Origin of the sequence: Stenotrophomonas sp. SRS1, from assembly GCF_026130205.1 — a bacterium.
Taxonomy (GTDB): domain Bacteria; phylum Pseudomonadota; class Gammaproteobacteria; order Xanthomonadales; family Xanthomonadaceae; genus Stenotrophomonas; species Stenotrophomonas rhizophila_B.
The window spans coordinates 295,211-308,822 of record NZ_JAINFD010000004.1; the positions used below are offsets into that span (position 1 = coordinate 295,211).

12 protein-coding genes are annotated in these 13,612 nt (G+C 66.3%); 9 read left to right on the top strand and 3 right to left on the bottom strand.

Translation table 11 applies throughout. The features are described 5' to 3' along the window. Window positions 1-7: 7 nt before the first annotated feature. Window positions 8-1,171, bottom strand: coding sequence for an isovaleryl-CoA dehydrogenase (locus K4043_RS16355; RefSeq protein ID WP_265309952.1), 1,164 nt, complete (start codon window positions 1,169-1,171; stop codon window positions 8-10). A gap of 146 nt (window positions 1,172-1,317) precedes the next feature. Here K4043_RS16355 and K4043_RS16360 point away from each other — a divergent pair, with 146 nt between their 5' ends. From K4043_RS16360 to K4043_RS16370, 3 genes are all read left to right on the top strand, one after another. Then, window positions 1,318-1,923 carry a TetR/AcrR family transcriptional regulator gene (locus K4043_RS16360; protein ID WP_265309953.1) on the top strand — a complete coding sequence of 202 codons (606 nt, stop codon included), beginning with the start codon at window positions 1,318-1,320 and terminating at the stop codon, window positions 1,921-1,923. A 114-nt stretch (window positions 1,924-2,037) separates the two neighbouring features. Then, window positions 2,038-2,556 carry a c-type cytochrome gene (locus tag K4043_RS16365; protein WP_046272290.1) on the top strand — a complete coding sequence of 173 codons (519 nt, stop codon included), beginning with the start codon at window positions 2,038-2,040 and terminating at the stop codon, window positions 2,554-2,556. A 94-nt stretch (window positions 2,557-2,650) separates the two neighbouring features. Then, the gene (locus K4043_RS16370; protein ID WP_265309954.1) at window positions 2,651-4,096 is read left to right on the top strand and encodes an ExeM/NucH family extracellular endonuclease; all 1,446 of its coding nucleotides are present in this window, start codon (window positions 2,651-2,653) and stop codon (window positions 4,094-4,096) included. A gap of 91 nt (window positions 4,097-4,187) precedes the next feature. Here K4043_RS16370 and K4043_RS16375 read toward each other — a convergent pair whose 3' ends face one another. After that, window positions 4,188-5,054 carry an EamA family transporter gene (locus tag K4043_RS16375; RefSeq protein ID WP_265309955.1) on the bottom strand — a complete coding sequence of 289 codons (867 nt, stop codon included), beginning with the start codon at window positions 5,052-5,054 and terminating at the stop codon, window positions 4,188-4,190. Window positions 5,055-5,110: 56 nt separating this feature from the next. On the opposite strand from K4043_RS16375, the gene K4043_RS16380 reads away from it, so the two are divergent. Then, the gene (locus tag K4043_RS16380; RefSeq protein WP_123731092.1) at window positions 5,111-5,785 is read left to right on the top strand and encodes a CocE/NonD family hydrolase; all 675 of its coding nucleotides are present in this window, start codon (window positions 5,111-5,113) and stop codon (window positions 5,783-5,785) included. Then, window positions 5,782-6,882 carry a cell division protein ZapE gene (gene zapE / locus K4043_RS16385; RefSeq protein WP_123731093.1) on the top strand — a complete coding sequence of 367 codons (1,101 nt, stop codon included), beginning with the start codon at window positions 5,782-5,784 and terminating at the stop codon, window positions 6,880-6,882. Before K4043_RS16380 ends, zapE begins: the two co-directional genes overlap by 4 nt. Window positions 6,883-6,906: 24 nt before the next feature. Here zapE and K4043_RS16390 read toward each other — a convergent pair whose 3' ends face one another. Then, a complete protein-coding gene (locus K4043_RS16390; RefSeq protein ID WP_265309956.1) occupies window positions 6,907-7,728 on the bottom strand; it encodes a YggN family protein in 822 nt (273 codons plus the stop codon). Between the two features lie 574 nt (window positions 7,729-8,302). Between K4043_RS16390 and K4043_RS16395 the strand changes: the two genes are divergently transcribed. The 4 genes from K4043_RS16395 (at window position 8,303) to K4043_RS16410 (ending at window position 13,612) form a co-directional block, all read left to right on the top strand. Further along, window positions 8,303-10,687, top strand: a complete 2,385-nt coding sequence (locus K4043_RS16395) for a ribonucleoside-diphosphate reductase subunit alpha (RefSeq protein ID WP_259260539.1) — start codon at window positions 8,303-8,305, stop codon at window positions 10,685-10,687. 110 nt (window positions 10,688-10,797) lie between these two features. Continuing rightward, entirely contained in the window at window positions 10,798-11,817 is a 1,020-nt protein-coding gene (locus K4043_RS16400; RefSeq protein WP_121044332.1) for a ribonucleotide-diphosphate reductase subunit beta, read from the top strand. Window positions 11,818-12,333: 516 nt separating this feature from the next. Next, the gene (locus K4043_RS16405) at window positions 12,334-12,747 is read left to right on the top strand and encodes an acyl-CoA thioesterase (RefSeq protein WP_265309957.1); all 414 of its coding nucleotides are present in this window, start codon (window positions 12,334-12,336) and stop codon (window positions 12,745-12,747) included. Window positions 12,748-12,793: 46 nt separating this feature from the next. Continuing rightward, window positions 12,794-13,612, top strand: a complete 819-nt coding sequence (locus K4043_RS16410) for an NAD-dependent protein deacetylase (RefSeq protein WP_265309958.1) — start codon at window positions 12,794-12,796, stop codon at window positions 13,610-13,612.

Sequence of the window (13,612 nt, forward strand, 5' to 3'; positions counted from 1 at the left end):
GGGGCCCTTACTTGGTGCGCTGGAATAGTTCGCGGCCGATCAGCATGCGGCGGATCTCCGAGGTGCCGGCGCCGATTTCATACAGCTTGGCATCGCGCCACAACCGTCCGGTCGGGTACTCGTTGATGTAGCCATTGCCGCCCAGGATCTGGATCGCCTGGCCGGTCAGCCAGGTGGCCTTCTCGGCCGAATACAGGATCGCGCCGGCCGCGTCCTGGCGCGTGGTGCGGCCCTGGTCGCAGGCGCGTGCCACCGCGTAGACATAGGCGCGGCAGGCGTTGAGGCCCACGTACATGTCGGCCAGCTTGGCCTGGATCAGCTGGAAGGTGCCGATCGCCTCGCCGAACTGCTTGCGCTCGTGCACGTACGGCATCACCACATCCATCGCGGCAGCCATCAGGCCGAGGGGGCCACCGGAGAGCACCACGCGCTCATAGTCCAGACCGGACATCAGCACCTTGACGCCACCGCCGACCACGCCAAGCACGTTGGCTTCGGGTACTTCGCAATCCTGGAAGACCAGCTCGCAGGTGTTGGAGCCGCGCATGCCGAGCTTGTCCAGTTTCTGCGCCGTGGAGAAGCCCTTCATGCCCTTTTCGATCAGGAACGCGGTGATGCCCTTGGCGCCGCCATCCGGATCGGTCTTGGCATAGACCACCAGCACATCGGCATCCGGGCCGTTGGTGATCCACATCTTGTTGCCGTTGAGCACGTAGTGATCGCCGCGCTTGTCCGCGCGCAGCTTCATCGACACCACGTCCGAGCCGGCGCCCGGTTCGCTCATCGCCAGTGCGCCGACCAGCTCGCCGCTGCACAGGCCGGGCAGGTAGCGCTTTTTCTGCTCTTCGTTGCCGTTCTTGCGCAGCTGGTTCACGCACAGGTTCGAGTGCGCACCATAGGACAGCGCGATGGCACCGGAGGCGCGTGAGATCTCTTCCATCGCCACCACATGCGCGAGGTAGCCCATGCCGCTGCCGCCGTATTCCTCTTCCACGGTCAGGCCGAGCAGACCCTGCTCGCCGAGCTTGCGCCACAGCGCATTGGGGAACAGATTCTCTTCGTCGGCCTGGGCCGCCAGCGGCACGATTTCAGCGGAGGCAAAATGGGCCACGCTCTGGCGCAGCAGGTCGATCTCTTCGCCGAGATCGAAGTTCATGGTCGGGACGTGCATGGGCGACTCCGCAACAACAAGGGATGGGACGCGCCGGGAGGGATGGACGGGCTGACAGGGCCGTCCCGCGGGCGATGTGCCCCCAGCGTAGCCGGGTTCGACAAAGAAGTGAACACAAATTCAAAAATTGAACATAGAATCAACAAATGGCCTATAAACGCTCCGCCCTGATGGAAGAACGCCTTGCCGGCGCCCGCGAACGCATCCTGCTGGCGACCCGTGTGCTGGTGGCGGCCGGTGGCTACCGCAACGCCCCGGTGACCGCGGTGGCGGCCGAAGCCGGCGTGTCCACCGGCCTGATCTACCGGCACTTCCCCTCCAAGGCCGAACTGTTCGTGGAGGTGCTGACCGCCGCTGTCGAGCATGAGCTGCGCATCTTCGAGGCGATCGCGGCCGAGCCGCTGCCCGCGCCCGAGCGCCTGCGCCGGGCGATCACCGCCTTCGTGCGGCGCGCGCTGGCCGGGCCCGGGCTGGCCTATGCCTTCATCGCCGAGCCGGTCGATCCGGAAGTGGAAGCCGAGCGCATCCGCTGCCGCCGTCTGTTCGGCGATGTGTTCCGGCGCATCGTCGCCGATGGCGTCGAGGCAGGCACCTTCCCGCAGCAGGACACCCATGTCGCGGCGGCCTGCATCGTGGGGGCGTTCACCGAGGCGCTGGTCGGCCCGACCGCACTCAGCCGCGACGCGCACGGCGATGAAGATGCGCTGGTCGAGTCGATCTGTGTTTTCTGCCTGCGTGCCGCCGGAGCCTGAGTCGCGCCGATGCTGCATTGCGACACCGGGCGGTCGCTTGCGCAGCGCCGCCGACGCTGGTCATACTCGGCCGACAAGCCGTGGTCCAACGACTACCAGCCAGGGGTATAGAGAGTGCGGAATTACGACCTCGAGTTCCTGAAACGCTTCTCCATGGTCATCGCGCTGCTGATGGCCATCACACTCGGCCTCATCATCTTCGCGGCCTACCTGCATACCAGCATTCCCCCTGAAGTCTCGCCGATGGCGGCCAAACGCACGGAACAGCGCATCGCGCCGGCCGGTGCGGTGTACGCAGGCAGCACCGGTGCCGCCGCCCAGGCCGCGGCCCAGGCCGCCGCGCTGGTCAAAGCCGCCTCGCAGGTCGCCTACGGTGGCACCACTGACGGCAAGGTGATCTACGACAACCTCTGCACGGCCTGCCATACCAATGGCGTCGGCAAGGCGCCGACGCTGGATCACGGGCATTGGGATGCGCGCATCGCCCAGGGCAAGGACACGCTCTACAAGCATGCGGTGGAGGGCTATACCGGCCCGGACGGTGGCATCATGCCGCCCAAGGGCGGTAATCCGGCGCTGACCGAGGAGCAGATCCATGCCACGGTCGATTGGATGCTGGCCAACCTGAAATAACGGCTTTGCCGGATCAGGTCACCGACGCCGCCGAAGGGCGGCGTTTCACTTTATATGGTTAGCCTTGTCGCACTTCCCTGGAGTCCTGCTTCCGATGCGCCGTACCCCCCTCGTGTTCGCTCTCGCGCTGGCCCTGTCCGGCGCGGTCCATGCCGCCCAGCCGCAGCCCGCCACCTCGCCGCAGGTGCGTCCGGCGCCGACCACGTCGGCCACGGTCACCCTGACCGCGCCGCCCACCGACTGGCGCACGCTGGACGGTCAGCAGGTCCGCATCGCCGCGCCGCTGACCCTGGCCGGCACCGATGGCCTGTCGCGCTTTGGGGAGTTGACCGTGGCCTTCGGGGGTCGCCTGTGGCAGCCGAGCGAAGTGGCCGCACCCGGCAGCCCGGAGCACGCCCATGAGGTGGCCGACAACCTTCATCGCCGGCTGGTGCTGGACGATGGCAGCGACGCCCGGGATCCCGGCCCGGTGGCCTACCTGCCGGCGGCCGCGAACCTGCGCACCGGCATGGTCCTGCGCAATATCGAAGGCATCGTCCGCGTCGATGCCAAGGGCAACACCCGCCTGCAGGTGACCCGCCCGCTGAACCTGCCGGCGCTGGAGCGCCCGGCCGTACCGGTGGTGGCCGGGGCCCTGCATGTGGCCGCGTTCAACCTGGAGAACTTCTTCAATGGCGACGGCCAGGGCGGCGGTTACCCGACCCTGCGTGGCGCCCGGACGCTGGCCGAACATCACGCGCAGAAAGCCAAGCTGGTCGCCACCATCAACGCGCTCGGCGCCGATGTCGCCGCGCTGATGGAATTGGAGAACGATGGCTACGGCCCGCAGTCGGCGATCGCCCAGCTGGTCGATGCGCTCAATGCCGACCGGGGCCAGGGGGCCGACTGGCGTTTCATCGACGCGAAGCAGGGCCCGGGTGACAACCCGATCCGGGTCGGCATCATCTATCGCGCGTCGCGCGTGACCCCGGTCGGCGCCCCCGCCGTGCTGGAGAAGGAGCCCTTCGGCGAGCGCAGCCGCGTGCCGCTCGCGCAGGCCTTCCGTGCGGGCAAGGGCGCGCCGTTCGTGGTCGTGGCCAATCATTTCAAATCCAAGGGCTGCTCCGAAGCGACCGGCGCCGATGCCGATCAGAAGGACGGCCAGGCCTGCTGGAATGCCACCCGGGTCGCCTCGGCCACGCTGCTGGACCAGTGGCTGGCGACCGACCCCACCGGTGCGGGTACCCGCGATGCGGTGCTGCTGGGCGACTTCAACGCCTACGCGATGGAAGACCCGATCCGCACCCTGCACGCGGCCGGCTGGCGGGATGCGTTCGCGGTGGCCAAGGTCGAACAACCGTACAGCTATGTCTACAACGGCATGACCGGCCGGTTGGACCATGCGCTGTTGAGCCCGGGCATGGCCAAGCGCCTGCGCGCGGCGGCAGAGTGGCACATCAATGCCGACGAGGCCGACGATGTCGGCTACCGCGACCGCAACGAAGCGGGCTCGTGGCGCAGCTCGGACCATGATCCGCTGTTGCTGGGGTTTGATCGCTGATCCCGCACGGGTGCGCCGGGACGCCGGTGTGCCCGGTCACCGGCGCGTTGCCTTGGTAGTGCCGGCCGCTGGCCGGCACCGCATCAGTCGGTTACCACGTTCCCCACGCGATCAAGCCGATCGCCACCACGGCCAACCCCAGGCCCACCCGGTTCCACACACTGGTGCGCTCGCCGAAACCGACGATGCCCACCAGCGCGCCCAGCACCACCACGCCGATGTTCATGCCGGCGAACACCACCGCCGGGCTGTCCGGCAGATGCTGGTGGGCACGCACGTAGAACAGGATGTTGCCGAAGTTGAGCAGGCCGAGCAGGGCGCCGCCGGCCAGGTTGCGCCACTGCAGGCGGGCGATGCCGCGCAGGTGGCGCCATAGCTGCAGGATGAGCATCAGCACGAAGGCCAGGCTGAAACTGACCAGAAGTGCCGCCATCGAAGGCGTACCCGACAACGCCACCTTCTTGAGCAGGATGTCGACCAGGGCATAGCCCACCCAGACGGACAGCAGCCATGGCCAGGCCCGTCCGCCGCTGGGCTCGGCCGCGCCGGCGCGCGGGCGTACGCTGATCCCGAGGATCGCCAGCAGGCCCAGCCCCAGGCCGGCCAGCTTCCAGCCGTTGGCGGTCTCGCCGAACACCAGGAACGCAGCCAGCAGCGAAAGCAGCAGCGACAACCGCTGGGCCACATCGCTGCGCACGATCCCGGCGCGGGTCACTGCGCGGGCCATCATCAGGAAGATCGCCGGCAACGCCACGGCCAGGCAGAGCAGGGCGGCCCACGGCGCATGCGCGGCCTGCAGCGAGGCCAGCGAGGGCTGCAGCAGCACCGCGCTGAGCACGCTGGCGACCAGATAATTCCAGGTCACCACCTGCGGCATGTCCAGCCGCTGGCGCGGCGCCAGCTTCAGCAGGACCGACACCAGCACGCTGCAGAGAACGCTGAAAACCAGAAAGTGCATGTACGGATCCGGCGGAGGCGGCGGTGAAGCACGCGGAGGGACGGTATTATGACGCCATGCACAATCCCCCATTTCCCCAAGAAAGCGGTGCGCTGACGCTGGACGGACCGGTCGGTCCGCTGGATGTCGTGGTTGATCTGCCCGAGGCCGATGTCGCGGTACAGCCGGTGGTGGCGATCGTCTGCCACCCCCTGTCCACCGAGGGCGGCAGCATGCACAACAAGGTGGTGACCATGGCCGCGCGCTCGCTGCGCGACCTGGGCATCGCCACCGTGCGCTTCAACTTCCGCAGCGTCGGCGACTCGGCCGGCACGTTCGACAACGGCGTGGGCGAGCAGGACGACCTCAAGGCCGTCGCCGCCTGGGTCCGTGCACAGCGGCCGGGCCAGGACCTGTGGCTGGCCGGTTTCAGCTTCGGTGCGTACGTCTCGCTGCGCGCGGCGGGCGACCTGCAGCCGACCACGCTGATCTCGATCGCGCCGCCCGCCGGGCGCTGGGACTTCGAGGGCATGCAGCCCCCGGCCCAGTGGCTGGTGATCCAGGGCGAGGAAGACGAGATCGTCGATCCGCAGGCGGTCTATGACTGGCTGGACGGCCTGGACGCACCGCACGAACTGGTGCGCATGCCCGATACCAGCCACTTCTTCCACCGCAAGATCGTCGACCTGCGCGGCGCGCTCATCCATGGCGTCAAGCAGTGGCTGCCCAACCCCGCCCCCGACGCGGCATGAGCGACACCGTGATGACCCCGTCGCAGCGCTACGCCGATGGCGTGGCCCGGGGCGAATGGCAGAACGACCCGGCCCAGCACGCCGCCCTGGCCGAGCTGGACCGCATCCATCTCGCGCTGGTCGACAGCGCCCAGGATGGCTGGCTGGATCGCCTCTCCGCGTTCTGGAAGAAGCCCGAGCCGGTCAAGGGCCTGTACTTCTGGGGCGGGGTGGGGCGCGGCAAGACCTTCCTGGTCGATCTGTTCTATGACGGGCTGCCGATCGAGCAGAAGTACCGCACCCATTTCCACCGCTTCATGCGCGGCATCCACGAGCGCCTGCGCGAGCACCAGGGGCAAAGCGATCCGCTGGCGAAGATCGCCCAGGAGTGGCGCAGCAAACTGCGCGTGCTGGTGCTGGACGAATTCTTCGTCACCGACATCGGCGATGCGATGCTGCTGGCGCGCCTGCTCGAGCGGATGTTCGCCGAGGGCGTGACCCTGGTGACCACCTCCAACACGGCGGTGGAAAACCTGTACCTCAACGGCCTCCAGCGCGACAGCTTCCTGCCCGCGATCGGGCTGCTGCAGACCTACTGCGTGGAGTTGTACGCCGAAGGCACCGAGGATTACCGCATGCGCGCGCTGACCCGCTCGCCGGTGTACCAGTCCCCGATCGATGCCGGCAGCGATGCCTGGCTGGCCGGCCGCTGGGCCGAGCTCAGCGGTGGGCAGCCGGCCAAGGCGGGCAACATCGAGATCGAGGCGCGCAAGATCCCGGTGCGTGGCCGCGGCAAGAGCATTGTCTGGTTCGATTTCAAGGCGCTGTGCGAAGGCCCCCGTGGCCCCTCGGATTACATCGAGATCGCGCACGAGTTCAACACCGTGCTGCTCGGCGACATCCCGCACTTCGACACACTCAACGAAGATGCCGCGCGCCGCTTCGTCAACCTGATCGACGAGCTGTACGACCGCCACGTCAACCTGGTCTGCACCGCGACCGATTCACCGGTCGGGCTGTATTCGGGCGTCCGGCTGCAGGGTGCGTTCGAACGCACCGCCTCGCGCCTGATCGAAATGCAGAGCGCCGAGTACCTGGGCACCCCGCACCGCGCGTAACTCCGCGCCGGGCGTGGATGTTTTCTACAACGGGGGCAGCACCAACGCGTCCCCGCGCGGCTGTTCGTGCGCGATCGGCGGTGCCGCGTCCTCCTCGCGGTCCATCACCATCATCGCCAGCGGCTTGCCCTGGTAGCGCACCTCCAGCGACTGCTGGATCGCATCCAGCGCCAGCACCTGCGTGCACAGCGACTGGGCCTGTGCCTCCAGCGCCTGCCCACGTGCCTCCATGCGGCGCTCCAGGTCAGCCTCCATCTTCTCGGCGCGGGCTTCGATCCGGCCCGATCCGCCGGTCAGCATCGTCCACATCACGCCGCGGGCGAGCGAGGCCGACATCGATTCGGCCGCCTGCTCGATGCGCGCCTCGAACTGCTCGCCGAACAGGTCCTGCTCCCAGATACCGCGGCCCAGGGTACGGCCGACGTACGCGTGGGCATCCTTGCGCAGCCCGTCCACTTCGCGCGCCTTGCGGCGGCTGCCGGTCATGATCTCCACCGTGGCCCCCAGCGCGTCGAAGGCGATGTCCGTGGCCTCGCCGGCCACCCCGGCCACGGCAGGCACCAACTGGCGGGTGCCCCATTCCAGCTGGCGCAGGCGCTGGGCGTCGGCAGCGCTGACCGGGATCGGCTGGCGATCGATGTTCAGCTCGCCATCGTGGAAGAAGATCTCCGCCGGCACCTGCTCGCGGTTGCGCAGCCAGATCCCGCCGCTGTCCACCAGTACGTTGTAAGGCGTGCTCATCCCGCACTGGCGCGAGGAGAGCGCCGGCGCCTTGCTCTCGCCGGCAGCAGCGGTACCGTTCAGGGCGAGGCCCAGCAACAGACATCCGGTCAGGGGCAGGCGCATGGTCGCGTTCATCTAAAGGAGGCAAGCTGAGCGTGGCACCCCGCAGCCACCCCGGCGCGGGTCGGAAGTCACCCTGACCGGCGGCCATTCGTTAGGGCTGCGTGAGGCCCGCTGTTCCGTTTTTCGCGACCCTGCATCGCATCCGCCATCGACGTTTTGGCCTTGACTGCGCACTCGCTTTCGACGGGTCCAGACCGTTCGTCGGACGCTGTTCGGGCACGGTCCTTGCGCCACAAGGGATTAGGGAAATTCACTACATTTGGCGTTGACGACACCTGGTACCCCCACTATCTTGTGGCCGTCGGTCCCGCCGACCACAAGTCGACGGGTGTATTGCCTTCACGCCGATGGCCTGAAGACCTACTGACAACCGCACGCACGTACAGCGTGTGGTGCCGGTCGCACGACTCTCCGGGGGAGAGGACCGGTGACGCAGGGGAAACCGCCCGCAGGCCTGCCTGCGCTGTCGCGGCTCCTGCGACGCCGCAGGTCCACCCTGTAGATCCGTGCGCCGGTTCGGCCTGCAACGCAGGCGACGCTGTACTACTTCCAATCACGCCCAGAGGAAAACGCCGTGAGCATCGAAACCAGCACTGACATCGATAAGGAAAGCGAGTTCCTGCTGACCTCGCCGCCGACGGCGACCGCCATGAGCGTGACCAAGCGCAACGGCACGACCGAACTGGTGGACCTGAACAAGATCGTGCGCGCGGTACAGCGCTGCGCCGAGGGTCTGCATGCGGTCGATCCGATGCGTGTGGCGACCCGCACCATCTCCGGCCTGTACAACGGCGCGACCACCCAGGAGCTGGACGAACTGTCGATCCGCACCTCGGCGCTGCTGATCGGTGAGGAGCCGGAGTACGGTCGCCTGGCCGCGCGCCTGCTGGCCAACTTCATCGCCAAGGAAGTGTCCGGCCAGGAAATCCATGCGTTCTCGCAGTCGGTCGGCCGCGGCCACGAAGTGGGCCTGATCAACGCGCGCCTGCTCGATTTCGTGCAGGTCAACGCGCGCAAGCTCAACGACGCGATCGATCCGACCCTGGACCTGCATTTCGATTACTTCGGCCTGCGCACCCTGTACGACCGTTACCTGCTGCGCCATCCGCACACCCGCAAGGTGATCGAGACCCCGCAGCAGTTCTTCCTGCGCATCGCCAGCGCCTTGAGCGAAGACGTGCCCGAAGCCCTGGCGCTGTACAAGCGCATGGGCAACCTGGATTACCTGCCGTCCAGCCCGACCCTGTTCAACTCCGGCACCACGCATGAGCAGCTGTCCTCGTGCTTCCTGCTGGATTCGCCGCAGGATTCGCTGGAGTCGATCTACGCCAAGTACGGCGATATCGCCCAGCTCTCCAAGTTCAGCGGCGGCATCGGCGTCAGCTACAGCCGCGTGCGTTCGCGCGGTTCGCTGATCAAGTCCACCAACGGTCATTCCAACGGCATCGTGCCGTGGCTGAAGACCATGGATTCGTCCGTGGCGGCGGTCAACCAAGGCGGCAAGCGCAAGGGCGCGGCCTGTGTGTACCTGGAAACCTGGCACGCCGATATCGAGGATTTCCTCGAGCTGCGTGACAACACCGGTGACGAATCGCGGCGTGCGCACAACCTGAATCTGGCCAACTGGATCCCGGACCTGTTCATGCAGCGCGTCGAGGCCGACCAGGAGTGGTCGCTGTTCGATCCGAGCGTGGTGCCCGAGTTCACCGATCTGTTCGGTGAAGCCTTCGAGCAGGCTTACCTGCAGGCCGAAACCCAGGGCAAGGCCCAGCGCACGATCTCCGCACGCAAGCTGTACTCGCGGATGATGCGTACCCTGGCCGAGACCGGCAACGGCTGGATGACCTTCAAGGACAAGTGCAACCGCGCCAGCAACCAGACCCTGCGTCCGGGCAACGTGATCCACCTGTCCAACCTGTGCACCGAAATCCTGGAAATCACCTCGGCCGAAGAGACCGCAGTGTGCAACCTGGGCTCGATCAACCTGGGCAACCATTTCGATGCCCACGGCGAGTTCGATTTCGACAAGCTGGCCGACACCGTGCGCCTGGCCGTGCGTCAGCTCGACCGCGTGATCGACCTGAACTTCTACCCGATCGAAACCGCCCGCCGCGGCAACCTGCGCTGGCGTCCGGTCGGCCTGGGCTGCATGGGCCTGCAGGACGTGTTCTTCCGCAAGCGTCTGGCCTTTGACAGTGCCGAAGCCCGCGCGCTGTCGAAGAAGATCGCCGAAGCGATCTACTTCCACGCGCTGGAAACCTCGTGCGAGCTGGCCCAGGAACGCGGCAAGCACCCGTCCTTCGCCGACACCCGTGCGGCCAGCGGCGAGCTGCAGTTCGATGCATGGAACGTGGTGCCCGAAGACACCGCGCGTTGGGATGCCCTGCGTGAGCGCATCAAGGAACACGGCCTGCGCAACTCGCTGCTGATCGCGATCGCCCCGACCGCCACCATCGCCTCGATCGCCGGTTGCTACGAGTGCGTCGAGCCGCAGGTGTCCAACCTGTTCAAGCGCGAAACGCTGTCAGGCGACTTCCTGCAGGTCAACCGTTACCTGGTGAACGAGCTGAAGAAGCTGGGCCACTGGACGCCGGAAATGCGCGACGCGATCAAGCTGGCCGAAGGCTCGATCCAGGGCATCACCCAGATTCCGGAAACGCTGCGCCACGTGTACCGCACCGCCTGGGAACTGCCGATGCGTTCGCTGATCGACATGGCCGCCGAGCGCGGGGCGTTCATCGACCAGTCCGCCTCGCTCAACCTGTTCATGGAAAGCCCGAACATCGGCGCGATGTCCTCCATGTACATGTACGCCTGGAAGCAGGGCATCAAGACCACGTACTACCTGCGTTCGCGCCCGGCGACCAAGATCGCCAAGACGACCGTCAGCAGCTACACCCCGGTCGAAGCCGTCGCCTGCTCGCTGGAAAACCCGGAAAGCTGCGAGGCGTGCCAGTAAACAAGGCGTGCCGGCCCACCGGGCCGGCACCGCCGGGTGCACGGACGGAACATCACACATTCGGTAGCTGCCGACCGTTGGTCGGTAGTCGCCAAGAAGGACGAAACACCATGGCCGACAAGCCTGCTCAAATGCTGCTCGATCCAGGTTTTGAACTGACGTTGCGCCCGATGCGCTACCCGCAGTTCTATGACATGTATCGCAACGCGATCAAGAACACCTGGACGGTCGAGGAAATCAACTTCCAGATCGACATCAGCGACCTGCACGGCAAGATGTCGCCGGGCGAGCGCCACCTGATCCACCGCCTGGTCGCGTTCTTCGCCACCGGCGATTCGATCGTGTCCAACAATCTGGTGCTGAACCTGTATCAGCATCTGAACGCGCCGGAAGCGCGCATGTACCTGTCGCGCCAGCTGTACGAAGAAGCGCTGCACGTGCAGTTCTACCTGACCCTGCTCGACAACTACCTGCCGGATCCGGACGAGCGCGCCAAGGCGTTCGACGCGGTGGAGAACATCGATTCGATCAAGAAGAAGGCGGACTTCTGCTTCAAGTGGATCGATTCGATCCAGAACCTGAAGCGCATCGAGACCCGTGACGAGCGTCGCCAGTTCCTGCTCAACCAGATCTGCTTCGCGGCGTGCATCGAGGGCCTGTTCTTCTTCGCGGCCTTCGCCTACGTCTACTACTTCCGTTCGCGCGGTCTGCTCAACGGTCTGGCCTCGGGCACCAACTGGGTGTTCCGCGACGAGAGCGCGCACATGGAGTTCGCCTTCGAGTGCGTGGACGTGATCCGCGAGGAAGAGCCGGACCTGTTCGACGACGCGATGAAGCAGGAGGTCTACGACATGCTGGCCGATGCGATCGAGTGCGAAGTGCAGTTCGCCGAAGACGTGCTGTCGGGTGGTGTGGCGGGCATTTCGACGCGTGACATGCGCCAGTATCTGCAGCATTGCGCGGACAATCATTTCCATCGCCTGGGCATGGAGAAGAAGTACAACGTGCGCAATCCGCTGAGCTTCATGGAGCTGCAGGATGTGCAGGAGTTGACCAACTTCTTCGAGCGTCGTTCGTCGGCCTACCAGGTGGGCGTGAAGGGCGAAGTGTCGTTCGATATGTCGTTCTGATCTGACGCTTACGTCGTGATGTCGAAAAGCCCCGGACATGTTCCGGGGCTTTTTCGTTTCCCGCTTTAGTCGCTTAAGCGTTGAAGCGTTGAAGCAAGAGCGTTGGCGTCCGGATGCTGCGAGTAGAAGTGACCCGGGCAGGCGAATGCTGGACCCGCCGTAAATACGTCCGTGTAGGCTCGTGGGCCGCATCCATGCGGCCCAACGGTCCTGCATTCGCCTGCCCGGGTCACTTCTCACGGATCTCCCATTGCGGTTGGAAAGGCGGTTGCTACCAACGCGCGCTGACCATCAATGCAGCGTTTGATATCCACACATTGGGTAGAGCCGAGCCATGCTCGGCTGCTCTTTCTCTCCCACACCACGTCGCGTAAGCACTCGCCAAAGCCGCTCTCCCCACCGCGCAACGACAGACCTCCTCAAGCCGATAGAAAAGGAAGCGCTCCAAGCTCTACGCGCCCAACCACCCCCTGTCGTATCATCCGCGCCACCCCACACACATTCCCGGCCCCCGCCATGACCCCCATCCCTGAAACCGTCCCGCCCATCGAAGTCCGCATGGCCGAGATCGTGTTCCCCAACCACACCAACCACATGGGCACTCTGTTCGGTGGCCAGGCGCTGGCATGGATGGACAAGGCGGCGTTCCTGGCCGCGGCCCGCTACTCGCGCCGCACCGTGGTCACTGCGCGCTCGGACCAGGTCGATTTCAAGCTGCCGATCCGCATCGGCCAGATGGTCGAAACCGTCGGCCGCATCGTTGAAGTGGGCCGCAGCTCGATGAAGGTGGAGGTCGAACTGATCGCCGAAGACCTGCACAACGGTGAGCGCAAGCTCTGCACGCGCGGGCACTTCGTGATGATCGCCCTGGATGCCGACGGCCACCCCACGACCGTTCCGCCGCTGCCGGGTGACATTCCGGGCCCGTAAGCGGCCGGCGATTGCCTCTCCGCGCCTGCGCCCCCATCTGCTGATCATGAGCACACCTCTCGCCGAGTTCATCGACCGCGCCCAGCGCCTGTTCGTGCTGACCGGCGCGGGCTGCAGCACCGATTCGGGCATCCCGGATTACCGCGATGCCGATGGCCAGTGGAAGCGCAGTCCGCCCGTCACCTACCAGGCCTTCATGGGTGAACTGGCCACGCGCCAGCGCTACTGGGCGCGCAGTCTGCTGGGCTGGCCCCGGTTCGGGTGGGCCCAGCCGAACAGCACGCATGCCGCGCTCGCCGCGCTGGAAGCCCGGGGTAAGGTCGAGCTGCTGCTCACCCAGAATGTCGACCGCCTGCATCAGCGGGCGGGGAGTGAGGCGGTGATCGATCTGCATGGGCGGCTGGACCAGGTGCGCTGCATGGGCTGTGACGCACGCACCCCGCGCGAGGCGTTCCAGCACCGGCTGCTGGCGCTCAACCCCGGCTGGGAGCATCTGGAGGCCGGACAGGCGCCCGACGGCGATGCCGATCTGGAGATGGATTTCTCCGCCTTCCAGGTGCCGGCCTGCCCGGTATGCGGCGGGGTGCTCAAGCCGGACGTGGTGTTCTTCGGTGAAAGCGTGCCGCGCGAGCGGGTCGCCACCGTTCACGACCATCTGCAGCGGGCCGATGCGGTGCTGGTGGTCGGTTCCTCGCTGATGGTCTATTCCGGATTCCGCTTCGTGCAGGCGGCCGCGCAGGCCGGGGTGCCGATCGCTGCGCTCAACCGTGGCCTTACCCGCGCCGACGCGCTGCTGAGCCTGAAAGTCGACCAATCCTGCGCCGAGGCGCTGGCCTTTCTGCTGCCGGGAACTGCCGCCGCCTGA

What these genes read in the sequence shown, in the direction of transcription:
- K4043_RS16355 (WP_265309952.1), bottom strand. Translation starts at nt 1,171, where the DNA reads ATGCACGTCCCGACCATGAACTTCGATCTCGGCGAAGAGATCGACCTG.
- K4043_RS16360 (WP_265309953.1), top strand. Translation starts at nt 1,318, where the DNA reads ATGGCCTATAAACGCTCCGCCCTGATGGAAGAACGCCTTGCCGGCGCC.
- K4043_RS16370 (WP_265309954.1), top strand. Translation starts at nt 2,651, where the DNA reads ATGCGCCGTACCCCCCTCGTGTTCGCTCTCGCGCTGGCCCTGTCCGGC.
- K4043_RS16375 (WP_265309955.1), bottom strand. Translation starts at nt 5,054, where the DNA reads ATGCACTTTCTGGTTTTCAGCGTTCTCTGCAGCGTGCTGGTGTCGGTC.
- K4043_RS16380 (WP_123731092.1), top strand. Translation starts at nt 5,111, where the DNA reads ATGCACAATCCCCCATTTCCCCAAGAAAGCGGTGCGCTGACGCTGGAC.
- zapE (WP_123731093.1), top strand. Translation starts at nt 5,782, where the DNA reads ATGAGCGACACCGTGATGACCCCGTCGCAGCGCTACGCCGATGGCGTG.
- K4043_RS16390 (WP_265309956.1), bottom strand. Translation starts at nt 7,728, where the DNA reads ATGCGCCTGCCCCTGACCGGATGTCTGTTGCTGGGCCTCGCCCTGAAC.
- K4043_RS16400 (WP_121044332.1), top strand. Translation starts at nt 10,798, where the DNA reads ATGGCCGACAAGCCTGCTCAAATGCTGCTCGATCCAGGTTTTGAACTG.
- K4043_RS16405 (WP_265309957.1), top strand. Translation starts at nt 12,334, where the DNA reads ATGACCCCCATCCCTGAAACCGTCCCGCCCATCGAAGTCCGCATGGCC.
- K4043_RS16410 (WP_265309958.1), top strand. Translation starts at nt 12,794, where the DNA reads ATGAGCACACCTCTCGCCGAGTTCATCGACCGCGCCCAGCGCCTGTTC.